At 52.3% G+C, this 20,642-nt stretch carries 17 protein-coding genes; 14 read left to right on the top strand and 3 right to left on the bottom strand.

Annotated elements, in window-relative coordinates:
• Positions 1 to 111: 111 nt before the first annotated feature.
• Positions 112 to 288, bottom strand: coding sequence for a hypothetical protein (locus tag BM261_RS12600; protein ID WP_003770091.1), 177 nt, complete (start codon positions 286 to 288; stop codon positions 112 to 114).
• A 142-nt stretch (positions 289 to 430) separates the two neighbouring features.
• On the opposite strand from BM261_RS12600, the gene queC reads away from it, so the two are divergent.
• The 12 genes from queC (at position 431) to BM261_RS00765 (ending at position 17,180) form a co-directional block, all read left to right on the top strand.
• Complete coding sequence (queC, locus tag BM261_RS00705; RefSeq protein WP_074894219.1) at positions 431 to 1,090, top strand: 7-cyano-7-deazaguanine synthase QueC; 660 nt, start codon at positions 431 to 433, stop codon at positions 1,088 to 1,090.
• A 445-nt stretch (positions 1,091 to 1,535) separates the two neighbouring features.
• A complete protein-coding gene (locus BM261_RS00715) occupies positions 1,536 to 2,654 on the top strand; it encodes an ABC transporter ATP-binding protein (protein ID WP_074894223.1) in 1,119 nt (372 codons plus the stop codon).
• Between the two features lie 13 nt (positions 2,655 to 2,667).
• Entirely contained in the window at positions 2,668 to 3,642 is a 975-nt protein-coding gene (locus BM261_RS00720) for an ABC transporter permease subunit (protein WP_003770086.1), read from the top strand.
• On the top strand, positions 3,635 to 4,528 hold the full coding sequence (locus BM261_RS00725; protein ID WP_074894225.1) for an ABC transporter permease subunit: 894 nt from the start codon (positions 3,635 to 3,637) through the stop codon (positions 4,526 to 4,528). The genes BM261_RS00720 and BM261_RS00725 overlap by 8 nt, the downstream gene beginning before the upstream one ends.
• Positions 4,529 to 4,666: 138 nt before the next feature.
• Positions 4,667 to 5,299 (top strand): Smr/MutS family protein, encoded by a 633-nt coding sequence (locus tag BM261_RS00730; RefSeq protein WP_049250497.1) that lies wholly within the window; start codon positions 4,667 to 4,669, stop codon positions 5,297 to 5,299.
• Between the two features lie 442 nt (positions 5,300 to 5,741).
• Entirely contained in the window at positions 5,742 to 8,411 is a 2,670-nt protein-coding gene (gene aceE, locus BM261_RS00735; RefSeq protein WP_074894227.1) for a pyruvate dehydrogenase (acetyl-transferring), homodimeric type, read from the top strand.
• Between the two features lie 62 nt (positions 8,412 to 8,473).
• Entirely contained in the window at positions 8,474 to 9,073 is a 600-nt protein-coding gene (locus BM261_RS00740) for a hypothetical protein (RefSeq protein ID WP_074894229.1), read from the top strand.
• Positions 9,074 to 9,131: 58 nt separating this feature from the next.
• Positions 9,132 to 10,766, top strand: a complete 1,635-nt coding sequence (gene aceF / locus BM261_RS00745) for a dihydrolipoyllysine-residue acetyltransferase (RefSeq protein WP_074894231.1) — start codon at positions 9,132 to 9,134, stop codon at positions 10,764 to 10,766.
• Between the two features lie 102 nt (positions 10,767 to 10,868).
• On the top strand, positions 10,869 to 11,126 hold the full coding sequence (locus BM261_RS00750) for a SemiSWEET family transporter (RefSeq protein WP_007342752.1): 258 nt from the start codon (positions 10,869 to 10,871) through the stop codon (positions 11,124 to 11,126).
• Positions 11,127 to 11,180: 54 nt separating this feature from the next.
• Positions 11,181 to 12,989, top strand: coding sequence for a dihydrolipoyl dehydrogenase (lpdA, locus tag BM261_RS00755; RefSeq protein ID WP_074894233.1), 1,809 nt, complete (start codon positions 11,181 to 11,183; stop codon positions 12,987 to 12,989).
• 117 nt (positions 12,990 to 13,106) lie between these two features.
• Positions 13,107 to 14,738 carry a CTP synthase gene (locus BM261_RS00760; RefSeq protein WP_074894235.1) on the top strand — a complete coding sequence of 544 codons (1,632 nt, stop codon included), beginning with the start codon at positions 13,107 to 13,109 and terminating at the stop codon, positions 14,736 to 14,738.
• 393 nt (positions 14,739 to 15,131) lie between these two features.
• The gene (locus BM261_RS00765; protein ID WP_083426618.1) at positions 15,132 to 17,180 is read left to right on the top strand and encodes a TonB-dependent receptor domain-containing protein; all 2,049 of its coding nucleotides are present in this window, start codon (positions 15,132 to 15,134) and stop codon (positions 17,178 to 17,180) included.
• Positions 17,181 to 17,337: 157 nt separating this feature from the next.
• Here the strand turns inward: BM261_RS00765 and BM261_RS00770 are convergent, their stop codons facing one another.
• Entirely contained in the window at positions 17,338 to 17,976 is a 639-nt protein-coding gene (locus BM261_RS00770; RefSeq protein WP_083426625.1) for a YecA family protein, read from the bottom strand.
• A gap of 107 nt (positions 17,977 to 18,083) precedes the next feature.
• Between BM261_RS00770 and BM261_RS00775 the strand changes: the two genes are divergently transcribed.
• Positions 18,084 to 19,535, top strand: a complete 1,452-nt coding sequence (locus BM261_RS00775) for a mechanosensitive ion channel family protein (protein WP_370446625.1) — start codon at positions 18,084 to 18,086, stop codon at positions 19,533 to 19,535.
• On the top strand, positions 19,525 to 19,974 hold the full coding sequence (nudB, locus tag BM261_RS00780; RefSeq protein ID WP_074894239.1) for a dihydroneopterin triphosphate diphosphatase: 450 nt from the start codon (positions 19,525 to 19,527) through the stop codon (positions 19,972 to 19,974). The genes BM261_RS00775 and nudB overlap by 11 nt, the downstream gene beginning before the upstream one ends.
• A 183-nt stretch (positions 19,975 to 20,157) precedes the next feature.
• Here the strand turns inward: nudB and BM261_RS00785 are convergent, their stop codons facing one another.
• Complete coding sequence (locus BM261_RS00785) at positions 20,158 to 20,640, bottom strand: DUF3465 domain-containing protein (RefSeq protein ID WP_074894637.1); 483 nt, start codon at positions 20,638 to 20,640, stop codon at positions 20,158 to 20,160.
• Positions 20,641 to 20,642: the final 2 nt, after the last annotated feature.

Here is a 20,642-nt window from a genome sequence, read left to right on the forward strand (position 1 = left end):
CCATAGTATCGGTCTGATGGGAAAGTCGAAAAACTCAAGGCAGAAGCGGCAGCATCCGATGCGACAGCCCCGTTTTACCCTTTTCAGACGGCCTGAAACCTTTGTTTGTGGTTATTCGGATGGCTCACTGTCTTTTTTGGATACAGGCTGAGGTCCCAAGCCGAAACGCTTTTCATAATCTGACGCTTCTTTATGATCGCGCTCCTCCATACCGAAAGCGCTCGCATTGACCCAAATCACTAAAACGGCCACGATAATTGAAAATACAGAAATAATTGCCCAAAACATTGTTTTTCACTCTTGATTTCGTTATTGGAAGGCCGGCATTCTACGCCGATTAACAGCGATGTACCAAATCCGCTATAATCCATCGATTTACACCAACCACGCGGTTCGCAAACCTCCCGCGTTACCAAAACTAGGATTCACCATGCAAAACCCACAAGCCTTGGTCATCTTCTCCGGCGGTCAAGATTCCACCACCTGCCTGATTCAGGCGATTCAAACCTACGGGCGCGAAAACGTTCAAGCCATTACCTTCCAATACGGACAACGCCACGCCGTCGAGCTGGAACGCGCCCGCTGGATTGCGCAGGATTTGGGCGTCAAACAAACCGTACTCGACTTGAGTCTGATGCAGCAGATTACGCACAACGCCCTGATGGACGACACCGCCGCCATCGAAACCGCTTCAGACGGCCTGCCCAATACCTTCGTGGACGGACGCAACGCCTTGTTCCTGCTCTACGCCGCCATCTACGCCAAAGGACAAGGCATCAAACACATCATCGCAGGCGTGTGCGAAACCGACTTTTCCGGCTATCCCGACTGCCGCGACGTGTTCGTCAAATCCATGAACGTTACCCTCAATCTGGCGATGGACTACGCCTTCCAAATCCACACCCCGCTGATGTACCTGACCAAAGCGCAAACCTGGGCGCTGGCGGACGAAATGGGCGCGCTGGACTACATCCGCGAGCAGACCCACACCTGCTACAACGGCATCGTCGGCGGCTGCCACGAATGCCCGAGCTGCGTGTTGCGCGAGCGCGGACTGGCGGAATATTTGGAAAGCCAAAAGGCCGTCTGAAAAATAAACGGCTGCAAGCCGCATATGTCTCAATTACATTATGAAATACTCAATAAAAAACATATTGTTAAATATTTATATAATCAGACAAGGCGGCGTTATCAGGGCTTGCAGTCGATTTATTATTCCTAAAAACAAGAAGCAAAAGGGCAGAAAAAGGATATTTTTCAAAGCCCAATCATCGGCTTCGTTATATCGGGCTCAAAGAAACAATGTATGGGATTGTTGCATTTTGTCCCGCAAACAAACTGCCGGCCCAAAATATCCGCAGCACGGGATAATTTTGTTTGCCCCCAAGGCTTATCAACCAATATAATGAGCGGTTTTTTAGAACACCTTACGCAGCCCGTTCGTACCGGAAGGATACCCAACCTGTGCGACCGACCCGTATCCACCTCTTCGAGTTCCGTTCCAGCCGGTATCGAGTTTCTTTGGAGCATTAAAGATGACCACAGAACCCGCCGCCCAGCCCTATCTGCAAATCAAAGGCCTGGTTAAAAAATTCGGCAGCACTTTTGCCGTCCGCCAAATCAATCTTGACATCCAACAGCATGAAATTTTCGCCTTACTGGGCAGTTCCGGCAGCGGAAAATCAACCCTGCTGCGCATGCTGGCCGGCATGGAAACCCCGAGTGAAGGCAGCATCATCCTGGACGGCCAGGATATTACCGCCCTCGCCCCCTATGAGCGTCCGATCAACATGATGTTCCAAAGCTACGCCCTCTTCCCCCATATGACGGTTGAGCAGAACATCGCATTCGGTTTGAAACAAGATAAATTGCCTGCCGATGAAATCAATGTGCGGGTCGAAGAAATGCTCCGCCTGGTGCAAATGACCAAATACGCCAAACGCAAGCCGCACCAACTCTCAGGCGGCCAGCAACAGCGTGTGGCACTCGCACGTTCCCTGGCCAAGCGTCCGAAGCTGCTGCTGTTGGACGAACCTTTGGGTGCATTGGATAAAAAACTGCGCCAGCAAACCCAGCTTGAACTGGTCAATACTTTGGAAAAAGTGGGTGTAACCTGCATCATGGTTACCCATGACCAAGAAGAAGCCATGACCATGGCTACCCGTGTGGCGATTATGTCCGACGGTGAGCTGCAACAAGTGGATACACCAAGCAATATCTATGATTATCCCAACAGCCGCTTTACCGCCGAATTTATCGGCGAAACCAATATTTTTGAAGGGAAAGTAGTGCACAAAGACGAAGGGCATGCCCTAATCGAATGTGACGAACTGCCCAGCAAAATCTACACCGACCAAAAATTCGACGGAAAAGTCGATCAAACCATTTGGGTCAGCATCCGTCCAGAAGATATTGATTTACATAAAGAAAAACCCGCTCACCGCGATACCTACAACTGGGCGAAAGGCACGGTAAAAGAAATTGCGTACTTAGGTAGCTTCGCGATTTATCACGTACAAATGCAGAGCGGCCGCATCATCAAAAGCCAAGTGCCTGCCCCTTACTGGTATGTGCGCAACATTACGCCGCCTACTTGGGGTGATGAAGTGTACCTCGACTGGCCGGAAAACCAGCCTACCCCCCTAACCCGCTAGGAGGCCGTCTGAAATGTCCGTCAATATCAAACGCCGTCTGCGACCGGGACGGAAATTGGTTATCGGCATCCCATATGTTTGGTTGCTGCTGCTGTTTTTAATACCTTTTTTCATCGTCCTGAAAATCAGCTTCGCCGAGCAGGATATTAAAATCCCGCCGTATACCGATTTGTTTGTAACCGATCCGGAAACAGGAAAGCAGACTCTGCATATCGTTATGCAGAATTATAAAGAAATCTTCCAGAATTTCGGCGGCACACTGTCGCAAATGCTAGGGCTGTCGCCTGCTGACGGCGATAGCAATATGTATCTGCGAACCTATTGGTCGTCGCTGAAGACAGCCTTCGTTACCACCCTAATCTGCCTTTTGCTCGGCTATCCGATGGCTTATGCCATTTCGCGTGCCAAACCGGCCTACCGGAACGGCCTGCTGCTGGCGATTATGCTGCCTTTCTGGACTTCCTTCCTGCTGCGTGTTTACGCTTGGATGGGGTTGCTTACTTCTAACGGCATCATTAACCACCTGCTGATCAAGTACGGCATCATCGACGAACCGCTGAATATGTTCTACAACGCCTTTTCACTCCAGCTGGTGATGGTTTACGCCTACCTGCCGTTTATGATCCTGCCGCTTTACACCCAACTGATCAAACTCGATGGCAGGTTGCTGGAAGCCGCCTCCGACTTGGGTGCCGGCCCGATTAAAACCTTCTTCTCCATTACCCTGCCCCTGTCGAAAACCGGCATCGTCGCAGGATCGATGTTGGTTTTCGTTCCGGCTGTGGGTGAGTTCGTTATTCCGGACTTGGTTGGCGGCTCGGATAATCTCATGATTGGCAAAGTATTGTGGATGACTTTCTTTGAGCAGAATAACTGGCCTTTGGCCTCCGCCTTGGCTGTGGTTATGGTGCTGTTGCTGGTCGTACCGATTACCTTCTACCACCGTTATGAAAACCGCCAATTGGAAGAAGGAGGGAAAAATGGCTAACAAACAGAAATTGTCTTGGTTTTTAAAAGCAATGCTTTTCCTCGGCCTGGCTTTTCTCTACATCCCTTTGATTGTATTGGTAGTCTACTCCTTCAACGATTCGAAGCTCGTTACCATCTGGGGCGGTTTTTCCACCAAATGGTATGCCAAGCTGCTGAATAACGACCAAATCTTGGAGGCCGCATGGCTGTCGCTCCGCATAGCCGTTGTCTCCTCCTTGGCAGCTACAGTACTCGGTACTTTAGCCGGTTATGCATTGGCTCGGATTAAACGTTTCCGCGGCAGCACCTTGTTTGCCGGCATGGTATCGGCACCCATGGTTATGCCCGACGTGATTACTGGCCTGTCGATGCTGCTGCTGATCATCCAAGTGCAAACCATGTTGCAAGGCATTTTCGGAAACACTTCTTCGTTCGGCAACGGCTTTTTTACCATCTTCCTCGGCCATGCCACCCTATGTATGGCTTACATCACCGTTGTCATCCGTGCCCGTCTGGCCGAGCTTGACCAGTCTTTGGAAGAGGCGGCTATGGATCTGGGTGCGCGCCCGCTGAAAATTTTTTTCGTGATTACCCTGCCGCTGATTATGCCGGCCATAGTTTCCGGCTTCCTGCTCGGCGTTACCTTGTCGCTGGATGATTTGGTGATTACCTCTTTCTTGTCCGGTCCCGGCTCATCCACACTGCCGCAAGTGATTTTCTCCAAAATCAAACTCGGACTTGATCCGCAAATGAACGTGTTGGCCACCATCATCATTGCAATCGTCGGCACTTTGGTTATCATCATGAACTGGTATATGATGCGTCAGACCACCCGACGCGAACGTGAGGCTGCCGAGGCAGAACGGCAAGAGAGGCTAGCAATGGAACAAGTCATCCATCATTGATGCAGACAGTCAAATAAGCATATAGTAGAGGCCGTCTGAAAACCATTGTCCGTATCCCGGCATATGTTTTCAGACGGCCTTTTTGAAAAACAAAAAACGACCTCATACGGTCATCAACTTTCACTTAAAACCATCCCCATGAATTCAAACAACGATTTTCAAGCCATTTTAAAAGACCTTGGAAAACAGGCGCGGAAAACAGCGGAAAAACAGGTCGCAAAACAGCAGGCGGTGCAAAGCGAACAAAATAAGCAAATAGATTTTTCGGCCATGATGGCCGATGTCAAACCCCTGAAAAGCGGCAGCGGCCGTTATGAGCAACCGCGCGATTTATCCCCTATCAAACCGCGCCCCAAAGACGATGGAAAATCTTTGGAAGACGGCTACTTTTATATCGGGGACGGGCAATGGCTCGACATCCCCTCTTCATTCAGCAAAAACGGGCGCGGTCAAAACGACATCAAACGCCTGCAAAGCGGCTATTACCCTGTTGTTGCCGATGTCGACCTGCACGGCTACACACAAGAAGAAGCCCAACAGGTATTGAACGAATTTATTGCTTTCGTCCAACGGCGGGGGGTATGCGGGGAAATTATCCATGGTAGCGGATTGGGTTCCTCCGGGTATCAGCCAAAGTTGAAAAACCTGGTCCGTCGTTGGCTGATGATGCATCCCGACGTTTTGGCCTACGCCGAACCGCATAAAAATAATGACGGCGCAGTCCTCATCCTACTCAAGCGGCAGCGGAAAACAGATGAGTCGGCAGACTGACTCTTTACTTTTTTTAACCTTAAAAGGCCGTCTGAAAGCATCTTTAGCGCATCGGCGGTAAATTTTCTTTTTTGATTTATTTATTCTTTATCGAACAATAACCGGACTGTATTTCAGCTATCGGAAGTTTGAAAAAGAAAAAATACCCTCTTTGCTGCGGTATGCTTTTTTGATTCCGCACAAATATGGCCCATGACGGTTTGCAAGCCCTGCCGATAACTGATAGCATTTCGGCGCGAAAATGTATCGCCAAAAAACGCTTTACAACCGTTTCAAAAACTTTGTTTAACAAGCTTTTGAAAGCTATACATATTACTTCAATCAACCCCCTGTTCGTCCGTTTTTCGGCCGTTAGGGAAAATTTCAGACGGCCTCCATGTCCGCAAACTCAACATCGCGGCGTTGTGCCGTGTTCCGTAACTCTCCACTGAAGGGATTATCCATGTCCAACCAAATTAACGACATCGATCCGATTGAAACTCAGGAATGGTTAGATGCCTTAAGCTCCGTGCTGGAAAACGAAGGCACCGAGCGCGCGCATTTCCTGCTGGAAAATCTGGTGAAATACACCCGCCGCCGCGGCATCCACATGCCGTTTGACGCGACTACCGCCTATTTGAATACGATTCCGGTAGGCAAAGAGCAGAAATCTCCCGGCAATCATGAGCTGGAACACCGCATCCGCTCCATCATCCGCTGGAATGCGGCTGCCATGGTACTGCGCGCGGGCAAAAAAGATTTGGAACTGGGCGGTCATATCGCCTCCTTCCAATCTGCTGCCACTTTGTATGATGTCGGCTTCAACCACTTCTGGCGCGCCAAAGGCGAAGGCGAAGAAGGCGATTTGGTATTCGTACAAGGCCACTCTGCCCCCGGCATCTATGCTCGTGCCTATGTAGAAGGCCGTCTGACAGACGAACAATTGGATAATTTCCGTCAGGAAGTTGGTGGTAACGGCCTGCCGTCTTACCCTCACCCGCACCTGCTGCCCGACTTCTGGCAGTTCCCGACCGTATCGATGGGCTTGGGCCCGCTGATGGCGATTTATCAGGCGCGCTTCCTAAAATATCTGGACTCACGCGGTTTGAGTAAAACCAAAGGCCGCAAGGTTTGGGTATTCTGCGGCGACGGTGAAATGGACGAGCCGGAAAGCCAAGGCGCAATCGCATTGGCGGCACGCGAAGGCTTGGACAACCTGATTTTCGTCATCAACTGTAACCTGCAGCGTTTGGACGGCCCGGTTCGCGGCAACGGCAAAATTATTCAGGAATTGGAAGGTAACTTCCGCGGTGCCGGTTGGAATGTATTGAAAGTGATTTGGGGTAGCCGTTGGGACGCACTGCTGGCACGCGACACCAACAACGCACTGAAAAACCGCATGAACGAATGTCTGGACGGCGACTACCAGACTTATAAATCCAAAGACGGTGCATATGTTCGCGAACATTTCTTCAACACGCCCGAATTGAAGGCCTTGGTGGCCAATATGTCCGATGACGAAATCTGGGCATTGAACCGCGGCGGCCACGACCCGCACAAAGTATATGCGGCTTATTATGAAGCTGTGAATAACGCGGACGGCCGTCCGACCGTGATTCTGGCCAAAACCATTAAAGGCTACGGCATGGGCCAATCCGGCGAAGCACAAAACGTTGCCCACCAAGCGAAAAAAATGGACAAGGATTCGTTGAAACAGTTCCGCGACCGTTTCGGCATCAAGGTAACCGACGAGCAAATCGAGAGCGGCGACCTGCCTTACATCCGTTTTGCGGAAGACAGCGAAGAAATGAAATATCTGCGCGAGCGTCGCAACGCCTTGGGCGGTTATCTGCCGCAGCGCAACCCGAACAACGAAGCATTGCCGATTCCCGCTTTGGCCGATTTCGACGCACAGTTGCAATCCAGCGGCGACCGCGAATTTTCAACCACAATGGCATTTGTCCGCGTGTTGGCCACTCTGTTGAAAGACAAGCAAATCGGCAAACGTATCGTACCGATTGTACCTGACGAAAGCCGTACCTTCGGTATGGAAGGCATGTTCCGCCAATACGGCATCTGGAATCCGAAAGGCCAGCAGTACACGCCGCAGGATAAAGACCAGCTGATGTTCTATAAAGAATCGGTAGACGGTCAGATTTTGCAGGAAGGCATCAACGAACCGGGTGCAATGGCCGACTGGATTGCGGCTTCGACCAGTTATGCGAACAACCGTTTCGCCATGATTCCGTTCTATATTTATTATTCTATGTTCGGCTTCCAGCGTGTCGGCGATTTGGCCTGGGCGGCAGGCGATATGCATGCGCGCGGCTTCCTGTTGGGCGGCACTGCCGGCCGGACGACGCTGAACGGCGAAGGTTTGCAGCACGAAGACGGCCATAGCCAGATTCAGGCCGACTTAATTCCGAACTGCGTGTCCTACGACCCGACTTTCTCTTACGAAGTGGCGGTGATTGTTCACAGCGGCCTGAAACGGATGTATGTGGACAATGAAGATGTGTTCTTCTACATCACACTGATGAACGAGAACTACACCCACCCGGCCCTGCCGCAACGCGAAGGCATCGAAGAAGAAATCCTGAAAGGTATGTATCTCTTCAAAGCCGGCGAAAAAGGCGGCAAAAAAGTTCAGCTGATGGGTTCGGGTACGATTTTCCAAGAAGTGCTTGCTGCTGCCGACCTGCTGAAACAAGATTTCGGTGTCGATGCGGACATTTGGTCTTGCCCGTCCTTCAACCTGCTGCACCGCGACGCCATCGAAGTGGAACGCTACAACCGCCTGCATCCGCTGGAAGAGAACAAACTGCCGTTCGTTACCAGCCAGCTGCAAGGCCACGAAGGCCCGGTGGTCGCCGCCACGGATTATGTCCGCAGTTTCGCCGACCGCATCCGTGCGTATATCCCCAATGATTATCATGTGTTAGGCACAGACGGTTTCGGCCGCTCCGATAGCCGAGCCAATCTGCGTTCGTTCTTTGAAGTAGACCGCTACAATATCGCCGTTACCGCGCTCAGCGCCTTGGCCGACCAGGGCAAAATCGGTAAGGAAACGGTTCAGCAGGCGATTGAGAAATACGGCGTTAAAACCGATACCGCGCCAAGCTGGAAACGTTAAGCGGCTTTAAGACGGCCTGACATTGATTGGAAGGCCGTCTGAAAAAGATAAAAGGAAAATCTATGAAGCCATTATTTATCGGATGTTTTACTGTGTTATTGGCTGCCTGTTCGTCCAATGCGCCGCTAGTTCGGCAGGAGGTAGCTTATGACAGTAGTTCTCAAGCTCGTGTCCGCTTATACGGCCAAAATCAGAAACCGGCCTATTTGATCAGTGGAATAGATTGTGAAAATCAAAAACACGGTATCAAGGTCGGTACAGGAGGAAGTTTGGGCGATGCCTTCGGTTCGCTGGTTGGTACGGCGAAAAGTCAAAGCTTGGGCATACCCGAAACGGAACACAGTCGCAACGTAGTCAAGATGAACGGTGTTTTATCGCGGGCGTTTTTCCGCGAATATATCGTGCCTGCCGATAAAGCAGCCAACGTTCAGGCTGCATATATAGGCCTGACCACCGTTTCGAAAACGCCAACTACTGTCTCGATACTCACAGAAGGTTCGTGCAATAAAAAAATGGCTTCATTTGTCCCTAAAGCAGGACACGATTACGAAGTAATCGGTTTACCCGGGAAGGGTTGCACCGTTGCCGTCTACGAAATCGGCAAACAGGGCGAATTGTCTCCCGTATCCCTGCAGGGCGCTGTAATGTGCAGCAAACGTTAATTTTGAAGATACCCGAAATTTTTTCGAACGGTATCACAAGCTATAAAAGGAAGGCTCAATGAGCATCGTAGAAATCAAAGTACCCGATATCGGCGGTCATGAAAACGTGGACATCATAGCCGTAGAAGTCAAAGCCGGCGACACCATTGCCGTGGACGACACCCTGATTACGCTGGAAACCGACAAAGCGACCATGGACGTGCCTGCCGATGCGGCCGGCGTGGTTAAGGAAGTCAAAGTCAAAGTAGGCGACAAAGTATCCGAAGGCGGCGTTATCCTGCTGGTGGAAACCGCAGCCGCAACCGATGCGCCCGCCGCACCTGTTGTCGAAGCTCCTGCCGCCACCGCGGCTCCTGCGCCCGCTGCCGCCCCTGCCGCTTCGGGCGGAGTGGAAACCGTCGCCGTCCCCGACATCGGCGGCCATGAAAACGTGGACATCATCGCCGTCGAAGTCAAAGTGGGTGATACCGTTGCCGTGGACGACACGCTGATTACGCTGGAAACCGACAAGGCGACCATGGACGTGCCCTGTACCGCTGCCGGCGTAGTTAAAGCCGTGCTGGTGAAAGTAGGCGACAAAGTATCCGAAGGTGCGCCGATTATCGAAGTGAAAACCGCCGGTTCTGCTGCCGCAGCTCCTGCTCCTGCGGCCGAAGCCCCGAAAGCAGCTGCCGTCCCCGCCCCTGCGGCAGCATCTGTTTCCGCGCCCGCGCCTGCCGCCGCCCCCGTAGCAGCGTTCGGCAGCACGCCGGTAAACGAAGCGGCATTTGCCAAAGCCCATGCAGGCCCCTCCGCCCGCAAACTGGCGCGCGAATTGGGTGTGGATTTGGGCTTGGTAAAAGGCACAGGCCTGAAAGGCCGCATTGTAGGCGACGACATCAAAGCCTTCGTCAAAGCCGCATTGCAGGGCGGTGCGGGCAAGGGTGCGCCTGCGGCAGCCGGCGCGTCTTTGGGCGGCGGTTTGGATTTGCTGCCGTGGCCGAAGGTGGACTTTGCCAAGTTCGGCGAAGTGGAAGTGAAAGAGTTGAGCCGAATCAAGAAAATTTCCGGCCAAAACCTGTCGCGCAACTGGGTGATGATTCCGCACGTTACCGTAAACGAAGAAGCGGACATGACCGATTTGGAAGAATTCCGCAAACAGTTGAACAAGGAATGGGAACGCGAAGGCGTGAAACTGTCTCCGTTGGCCTTTATCATCAAGGCTTCCGTCAGCGCGCTGAAACAATTCCCCGAATTCAATTCGTCTTTGGACGGCGATAACCTGGTATTGAAAAAATACTTCCACATCGGTTTTGCCGCCGACACGCCGAACGGCCTGGTTGTACCAGTGATTAAAGATGTGGACAAAAAAGGCTTGAAAGAAATCAGCCAAGAATTGACCGAACTGAGCAAGAAAGCCCGCGAAGGCAAACTCAAACCGCAGGAAATGCAGGGCGCGTGCTTTACCATTTCCAGCCTGGGCGGTATCGGCGGTACCGGTTTTACGCCCATTGTAAATGCTCCTGAAGTGGCCATTTTGGGCGTGTGCAAATCCCAAATCAAACCGGTTTGGAACGGCAAAGAGTTTGAGCCGCGCCTGATGTGCCCGCTGTCGCTGTCGTTCGACCACCGCGTTATCGACGGTGCGGCCGGCATGCGCTTTACCGTGTTCTTGGCCAATCTGCTGAAAGATTTCCGCCGCATCACGCTGTAAGCGTTTCGGACGGTTCTTGATGCAAAAGGCCGTCTGAAAACGCGAATCCGGCGGTTTCAGACGGCCTTCCCCCCTTTTAAAACTTTTAAAATCGGGATATCAATGAACGAAAAACAAATCCGCATCCTGTCTGTTGTCGCCACCATTACCGCCGTGTGTATGTATGTGGCCTACATCCCGCAGATTCAGGCCAATCTGGCCGGACACAAAGGCTCGCCATGGCAACCTTTGGCTGCGGCGATAAACTGTACGTTGTGGGTAGCTTACGGATTATTCAAAAAACCGCGCGACCTGCCGGTGGCCATCGCCAACGCGCCAGGCATCGTGTTGGGATTATTTGCCTTCATAACCAGTTTTTAATATCGAATTCGGCAGGCCGTCTGAAAACACCGGCCTGCCCGCGAAAGGTTTGAAATGAATTTGATCGAATTAAAAGTACCCGATATCGGCGGCCACGAAAACGTGGACATCATCGCCGTTGAAATCAAAGCAGGCGACACCATCGCCATCGATGACACGCTGATTACATTGGAAACCGACAAAGCCACCATGGACGTTCCTGCCGAAGCCGCAGGTGTGGTGAAAGAAGTGAAAGTGAAAGTGGGCGACAAAATTTCCGAAGGCGGCGTGATTGCCGTTATCGAAGCCGCCGATGCGTCTGCCGCTGCCGAAGCACCGAAAGCCGCCGCAGCGCCCGCCCCTGCCCAAGAAGCCCCCAAAGCCGCCGCGCCCGCACCGCAGGCCGCACAATTTGCCGGTTCTGCCGATGCCGAATACGACGTGGTAGTATTGGGCGGCGGCCCCGGCGGCTATTCAGCTTCATTTGCCGCAGCCGACGAAGGCCTGAAAACCGCCATCATCGAGCAATACAGCACCTTGGGCGGCGTGTGCCTGAACGTGGGCTGTATCCCGTCTAAAGCCCTGCTGCACAACGCAGCCGTGATTGACGAAGTGAAACACTTGGTAAAAAACGGCATCAAGTTCGGCGAACCCGAAATCAATGTAGACGAACTGCGCGGCTACAAAGAAAAAGTCATCGCCAAACTCACCGGCGGCTTGGCAGGCATGGCAAAAGCCCGCAAAGTGGACATCATCCAAGGTAACGGCCAATTCGTAGGCGCAAACCACATCGAAGTGTCGCTCACCGAATCCGCACAATACGAACAAGCCACCGAAATCGGCGCGAAAAAAACCGTTGCCTTCAAAAACTGTATCATCGCCGTGGGCAGCCGCGTGGTGAAACTGCCCTTCATTCCTGAAGACCCACGCATTGTGGACAGCACCGGCGCGCTTGAGCTGCGTCAAAACGGCGGCAAACTGCCTGAAAAAATGCTGGTCATCGGCGGCGGCATCATCGGCCTGGAAATGGGCACCGTGTACAGCACGCTGGGCGCACGCTTGGACGTAGTGGAAATGATGGACGGCCTGATGCAGGGCGCAGACCGCGACTTGGTAAAAGTGTGGGAGAAAATGAACGCCCACCGCTTCGACAACATCATGACCAACACCAAAACCGTGGCCGTGGAAGCCAAACCCGACGGCATCTACGTAACCTTTGAAGGCGAAAAAGCACCGAAAGAGCCGCAACGCTACGACTTGGTGCTGGTGGCTGCCGGCCGCGCACCGAACGGCAAACTCTGCTCCGCCGAAAAAGCAGGCGTGGCCGTTACCGAACGCGGCTTCATCGAAGTGGACAAACAAATGCGCACCAACGTGCCGCATATCTACGCCATCGGCGACGTGGTCGGCCAACCTATGCTGGCGCACAAAGCCGTACACGAAGGTCATGTGGCAGCCGAAAACTGCGCCGGCCACAAAGCCTACTTCGACGCACGCGTGATTCCGGGCGTGGCCTACACCGATCCCGAAGTGGCTTGGGTGGGCGTTACCGAAGAAATCGCCAAACGCGACGGCATCAAAATCACCAAAGCCGTGTTCCCGTGGGCCGCATCCGGCCGCGCCATTGCCAACGGCCGCGACGAAGGCTTCACCAAGCTGATTTTCGACGCTGAAAGCGGCCTGATTATCGGCGGCGGTATCGTCGGCACGCATGCGGGCGATATGATCGGCGAAATCTGCCTGGCCATCGAAATGGGTTGCGATGCGGAAGACATCGGCAAAACCATCCATCCGCACCCCACCTTGGGAGAAAGCATCGGCATGGCGGCGGAAGTGGCCAACGGCACTTGCACCGACTTGCCGCCGCAAAAGAAAAAGAAATAATGTAGTGTAAAAAAACAAGGCCGTCTGAATGCCCTACCCGGTTTTCAGACGGCCTTCCGTATTGCGGCAGGCTATCGGATTGGTTAAAATCACGCATTCCAACACTGGTACAGCATCATGACTAAATTTATTTTCGTAACCGGCGGCGTCGTATCTTCACTCGGAAAAGGTATCGCCGCCGCTTCTATTGCCGCCATCCTCGAATCGCGCGGCTTGAACGTGACCATGCTCAAGCTCGACCCTTATATCAACGTCGACCCCGGCACCATGAGTCCGTTCCAGCACGGCGAAGTGTTCGTCACCGACGACGGCGCGGAAACCGACCTCGACTTGGGACACTACGAACGTTTCATCAACGCCACCATGACTCGTCGCAACAGCTTCAGCACGGGGCAGGTGTACGAAAACGTCATCGCCAAAGAACGCCGCGGCGACTACCTCGGCGGCACGGTCCAAGTCATCCCGCACATTACCGACGAAATCAAACGCCGCATCCACGAAGGCGCGGCAGGTTACGATGTCGCCATCGTCGAAATCGGCGGCACGGTCGGCGACATCGAATCGCTGCCGTTTTTGGAAGCCATCCGTCAGATGCGCAGCCAGTTGGGACGCAACAACACCTTGTTTGCCCACTTGAGCTACGTCCCCTACATCGCTGCCGCCGGCGAAATCAAAACCAAGCCGACCCAGCATACCGTTAAAGAAATGTTGAGCATCGGTTTGCAGCCCGACATCCTGATTTGCCGCATGGACAGGAAAATGCCCGCGGACGAACGCCGTAAAATCGCCCTGTTCTGCAACGTGGAAGAACGCGCGATTGTGGGCAGCTACGACGTGGACAGCATCTACGAATGCCCCGAAATGTTGCACGACCAAGGCATCGACAACATCATTACCGAACAGTTGCAGCTGAACGTGCAACAGGCGGATTTGACCGCGTGGAAAAAAATCGTCCATGCCATCAAAAATCCGAAACACACCGTCAAAATCGCCATGGTCGGCAAATACGTCGATTTGACCGAATCCTACAAATCGCTGATCGAAGCGTTAAGGCACGCTGGCATACACACACAAACCGACGTGAAAATCGACTATATCGACAGCGAAAGCATAGAAAAAGACGGTATAGGCCGTCTGAAAGAATTCGATGCCATATTGGTTCCCGGCGGTTTCGGCGTGCGCGGTGTGGAAGGGAAAATCGCATCTGCCCGCTATGCGCGTGAAAACAACATTCCCTATCTCGGCATTTGCCTAGGCATGCAGATTGCCCTCATCGAATACGCACGCGATGTGGCAGGCATGAAAAATGCCAACTCCACCGAGTTCGACATCAAAACCGAATCTCCGGTCGTCGCCCTGATTGACGAATGGCAAACCGCCGACGGCAGCGTCGAAACCCGCGACGAATCCGCCGATTTGGGCGGCACCATGCGTTTGGGCGCGCAAGAAGTTGAATTGAAAGCAGGCAGCCTCGCCGCCAAAATCTACGGCAGCGAACATATCCGCGAACGCCACCGCCACCGCTACGAAGTCAATAACAACTATGTTCCCGCGCTGGAGAAGGCGGGCTTGGTCATCGGTGGCGTATCTGCCGGACGCGAACGCCTGGTTGAAACCATCGAATTGCCGAACCACCCTTGGTTCTTCGCCTGCCAGTTCCACCCCGAGTTCACTTCCAACCCGCGCAAAGGCCACCCGTTGTTCACCGCCTTTATCAAAGCCGCATTGGCTAACCGTAAGAATCAATAGCAACACTCCTCAAACTCCAGGCCGTCTGAAAATTCAGACGGCCTTATTTTTCATCGGCGTTTCCGCATACGTGTTTGATGAGTGTAAGCAGAACATAACGGCTTGCTTCCGACGATAAGGATAAAGGCATTTGCAAAAATTTCGTTATTTAAAACAGAGGTTTCCCCTCAATTAACTACATTCCTCCCTCTCTTTGCCTTTATGATAGAACTCTTTTTTGCCGTTTTAGCAGCCTGCTTATATTTATTCAACATTCGTATTCAGCCTGAATGAGGCATTATTATTCACATAAAAATACAATAAATAACAAATATCATTTATAATGAATAGGCATAAAGAAATTATGCTATTTTTTTTAACTTTTATTTGCAATCTATCTGAGGAATCATCGCAATGTCTATGAAAATTGTCTTCCCCTCCCAATTCTCCCTCAGCCTGATAACTTTGGCATTAAGCAGCAGTTTCGCGCATGCAAATAATGTCGAACCTGCAACGGAAACGCATGATGCATTACCCAGCGTGACCGTCAAAGGGGCTGATTTATCTACTCACCGTATCCGCACGCAAAAATTGGATGAAACCACGGCAACCGACATGAAAAGCGTTTTATTCAACGAACCGTCAGTCAGTTTCGGCGGGGGAAACGGTACTTCACAATGGATGACCATCCGAGGCATGGGGCAGGATCAGATTGATGTCAAAGTAGATAATACATATTCCGATACCCAATTGTTCCACCATAACGGCAGATTCTTGTTTGACCCGGCATTGGTAAAAGTAATCGCTGTACAAAAAGGCACCGGCTCGGCGTCGGCAGGCATCGGTGCAACCAGCGGGGCAATCGTGGCAGAGACGGTAGATGCCAAAGATTTGCTGCGGGAGGGGCAAAATATCGGTTTCAAACTTAATGCCGGGGTTTCAAGCAACAAAGGACACAATCAAGGATTTTCGGTTTACGGACAAGCCGGCGGTTTCGATGCCTTATTTGCCGCCAATTGGGTCAATAAACGGGACTATAAGCCGGGCAAAGGCTATAAAGGCCTGGATGGCAGCGAAACCGTGCACAACAGCGCACTCGGACAGCGGGGCTTATTAGGAAAAATCAGTTACAACTTTAATGAAAACCACCGTTTGATTTTGAGCCATCGGCAGGAGAAAACCTACGGTACACGGGCTTTGCGTGAAGAATTTGATTTTTCCCAATCATGTAAAACGCGCGGTCGGAACGGCCCCATCATCTACCGTCCGGATGGAACCTGCGAACCCAATACGGCCAACAATGCCCCCCGCTACCGCACGCTGACCCAAAACACCACCAATCTTGAATACCGTGGTGCCGATATGGGATTCATCAGCAAAGCCAAGGCCAACGTTTATTGGAAGAATGTAACGCGCGACGAAGCATCGGGACAACAATACGAATTAGATGCGAAAGTCCGCACAACAGGGGCAAACGTCAATCTGGACAGCCGCCTGTTCGACAAACATACTTTGAAATACGGCCTTAACTGGCGGCATCAAAAAGCCATTCCGAAAGAGTTGGGAAACGGGGTGAGCAACGAGAAAAAAACCGATACCGGACTTTATTTGGAAGGCATTTGGGATATAGAGCCCGTAACGCTGACTACCGGCCTGCGCTACGACCATTTCGGCGTCACTTTTTCAGATGGCCGTAAAATCACCGGCAGTAATATCAATCCCAGTATTGGTGCGATTTACGACATCACACCTCAATTATCCGTCAATGCCAGTTTGAACTATGCCACCCGAAGCCCGCGCCTGACCGAAGTTGCTCTGTCGGGGGGAGATGTCCGCCATGCTGCCGATAACCTGAAAGCCGAAAAATCCCGTAATGCGGAAGTCGGCATCAAATACAATCTGAATCAGGCCTTGTCTGTCAATGCCTCATATTTCAACCAAGAAATCAAAGATATTCAGGCTGTTCGCAACGGCATTTACTATAACGGCGGCAAATTGAAAAACAGCGGTTACGAAGCAAGCACCGCTTACAGTATGTCCGGTTTGACGGCACGAGTCGGTGTCGCATATAACAAACCGAAATTGGATGGCGCAAGCCTCGACTCTATCGTTACGGCTATTCCAATGGGCAGGACTTGGACCGCCGGCCTCTCCTATCGGTTTGACAACCCGAATCTCGAACTCGGCTGGCGCGGACGATACGTGCAACGTTCAAGTTATGCCACCAACACTGACCAACGCGGATCCGGCGGCAGCAATGTCAACCGCCCTGGTTACGGCGTAAACGATATTTACGCCAACTGGAAACCGACGGGCAAAGATGATTTGAACATCAACTTATCCGTCAATAACGTCGGCAACAAACTCTATAAACCGCACAGCCAACGGAGCAGCTCGATTAACGGTTCTTCCCTGCCGGAAACCGGCCGAGATTTCCGCTTGGGCGTAAATTACCGTTTCTAAGAACGTATTCCAGATACTGTAAAAGAAACAGGCCGTCTGAAAACAACAAACTGCACCTTGAAGCCGGAGTTATCCCAGGCCGAAAGGTGCAGTTTTTTTATCAACAAAATATGGCGGCATAGCCAGGTTGGCCGCTGTTTTAAGAATCCGCTTCCATTTACTTACCGCAGCAAGCCTTGTATTTTTTACCGCTCTCGCAAGGGCAAGGGTCGTTGCGGCCGATTTTTTTACCTTCTCGGCGGATGGTTTGCGGTTTGTTGATGACTGCCTGCCAATAGGCAAAAATATCGCGTACGGCGTAAGGGACTTCGTTTTGCAATCCGTTGATTTCCTGCCTGCTCAGATTGGACAAGATATCGTCGTCATCGTAAATGCCGCCCAAGGCCATAATCGGGTAAAACAGATCTTCGAATTCCTCGTCGTCACTTGCGGCAAACCAGTCGGTCTGCGTATTTTCCAATGCATAAAGATAGGCGTTGCACCAGGAAAAATAGTCCAGTTCGCCGTTTTCATCTTCATACAAAGGCAATTCCGGAAGCTGTTTGTCTTTCAAATTCCGCTTTAATTCCTCCGCCCACTGTAAAACGGTTTCTTTGATGCGTTCGCGTTGCGCCGCATCGATGGCGGCATCACCGATTACGGCATCAATGACGGCATCGGCATCGTCCGCTATTTCATCGGGGCCGGATACAAGGGCCGTCAGATAGGCGTGAATTTCGTCGCAGCGCATCGCGCTGCCGTCTTCGGCATAAGCACCGAGGATTTGTTCAATGATTTCGATTGGTTGCAGAGACATATTGATTTCCATGTTTGGACAAGCGGCGCATTATTTCATAAATCGGTATTCGGGCACAATTTGCCTTATAATTTGCCCCTGTCCGTTTTTTCACACCGAAAATGATAATGTTTCAGCACACACACCCCATCCTTCCCAAAATGGCGGCCCTTTCCGAGCATTGGGCTGATTTTTTCAGTCAGCTGTTTGCCCCTTCCGAATTCACCTCCGCTCTGCTGGAACGCAGTTTCCGACAAACTTCCGGCTGGATCGAGGCAGGCATCGTTATTGCCCTGACAGCAGCCATGTGGTGGCTGTCTGAGTGGCTGTTGAAACGCTGCACATGGAAAACGCCCGCCTACCTCGGTTTGCTCAAGCACATCGGCAAACGGATTCTTTGGCCTGTGCTGATGTGGATTTCCGCCATTATTGCGTTGTCGGCATGGAACTTCACCGGTTTCTCCTCCGTATGGCTCCGTCTGTTGTTGCTGGCCGCCAACTGGATGATTGCGATTCGGATTACTTTGGCCGTATTTCATGCCGCCTTGCCCGCAAAGCCGTGGAGCGACCGCTTGGAACGTACTTTGTCGGCGGTATTGTGGGTATTTTTCCTGCTGTGGATTTCAGGTATCGACGACATCATCATCAACTGGATGAAATCTTTAACCTTCTCCGTCGGCTCGTCAAAGCTCAGTTTGTGGAGCATCAGCACGGGTACTTTGTGGATAGGCATCATCCTGATTTTCGCTATGTGGCTGGCCAGATTCTTGCAAAACCGGCTGATGGCGAATACCCGGCTCGATTTGAGTTTGCGCATTATGCTGTCGAACATCGTTCGCGTCGTGCTGGTCGTTTTATCGGTGTTAATCGCCCTGCCACTGGTGGGAATCGATTTGACCGTATTGTCGGTATTCGGTGGCGCGCTCGGTGTCGGTATCGGTTTCGGCCTGCAGAAAGTCGCCAGCAACTACATATCGGGCTTTTTGATTTTGGGCGACCGCTCCATCCGCCCGGGCGACCGGTTGACGGTCAATAACTTCACAGGTTATGTCACCAAAATCACTTCCCGCTTCGTCGTTCTCCGCAGCCCCGCAGGACCCGAGGCACTGATTCCGAACGAAACCTTCATCACCGATATGGTGATTAACGAATCCTATACCGCGAAAGCCCTGCAGCAAAACCTCAACATCCAGGTTTCTTACGATTCGGACATTGCGCGCGCCATGGAGATTATGATTGAAGCGGCTTCGCGCCAGGAGCGTATCGATACGGGCGAAAATCCGCCGAAAGCCTATTTAATCGGCTTCGGTTCGGACGGTATCGATTTGCGGCTGGGCTTTTGGGTGAAAGATCCCGAAAACGGTTTTCTCGGCCTTTTTTCCGCCATCCTGCTCGAAATCTGGCAGCGTTTTAACGAAGAAGGCATCTCCTTCCCCTTCCCGCAGCGCGAAGTACGGATTCTGAACGAAGCCCCGATACTGCCCGATCAGGCAAAACTTTCCGCCGCAGCAAAACAGGCTGCCGCCGATACCCGTTCACACGAGCCCATGGCAGAGGAAGGCGGACAAGATGCCGTCTGAAAAAAAGAAAACGCCGAAACGGCCTGTTTCGGTATTGGTGGTTTTGCATGACGGCTGCGGCTGTGCCCTGCTGCTCGAGCGCACCGACCGGCCCGGCTTCTGGCAATCGGTTACCGGCAGTTTGGAAGTGGGCGAAACACCGGCCCAGGCCGCCTTGCGCGAAGTGGCGGAAGAAACCGGTATCCGCCTCCCACCAGACGATTTACACGATTGGCACTACAGCACGGTTTACGAAATCTACCCGCACTGGCGGCACCGCTATGCCGACGGCGTGACGCATAACACGGAACATCTTTTTTCCGCCCGCATCCCGCGCGAAAGCCCGCTGGCATTGTCGGAACATACGGCATACCGCTGGCTGCCGGCGGCGGAGGCGGCAGAACAGGCATTCTCACCATCCAACCGCGAAGCCCTGCTGCGCTTTGCAGAGGCCGTCTGAAAGCGGACAGCCACCATAAAAGGTTTACTTGTTCGGCTGTCATAAAAGGTTTACTTGTTCGGCTGTATTTCTCCGCCTTGCCGGTTTTAAGCTTCATCGGTCATATGAAAGGCCGTCTGAAAAACCACCGCCCTTGATTACGGTTTTTCAGACGGCCTTCCCGTATATCCGCCGTTGGGGCAATTAACGGTAAACCTCTCCTTCATGCTTCAACCAACCGTCGGGGTGTCTACCCTGAGGGTCGCGGTGGGTCCAATGGATGACTCCGCCCTGCCCGCTCCATTCGTATTCGCCGTAAAAAGCAACCTCGTCGCCTTTTTTCAGCCCTTTGACTTTGGGAGCCAAGTCGATATTGTGCGCGACCAAAACAGTCTGCCCGCTGTTTAAGCGCAGGATAAACCGCTGGTGCCGCGAACCTTTATTGTCGTCCGGTAAAACCTTTGCCACCACGCCCCGTCCTTCGATTTGGAAATCGCTTTCGCGCCTTTCGAAGGCCGTCTGAAGGCGGCTGTCGCTGCCGGAGGATGAAGCCTGGATGGAAGATACGGTTTGTGTCGGGGAGGCATGTGGATTAAACGGTGTCTGCCCGCCTTGTCCGTCGAAAAAGTACAAGGCAACCGCCGCTGCGGCGATCAGCAAAACCGGCAATAGTTTTTTTTCTTTCATTT

The sequence above is a fragment of the Neisseria elongata subsp. elongata genome, assembly GCF_900113545.1.
Taxonomy (GTDB): Bacteria; Pseudomonadota; Gammaproteobacteria; order Burkholderiales; family Neisseriaceae; genus Neisseria; species Neisseria elongata.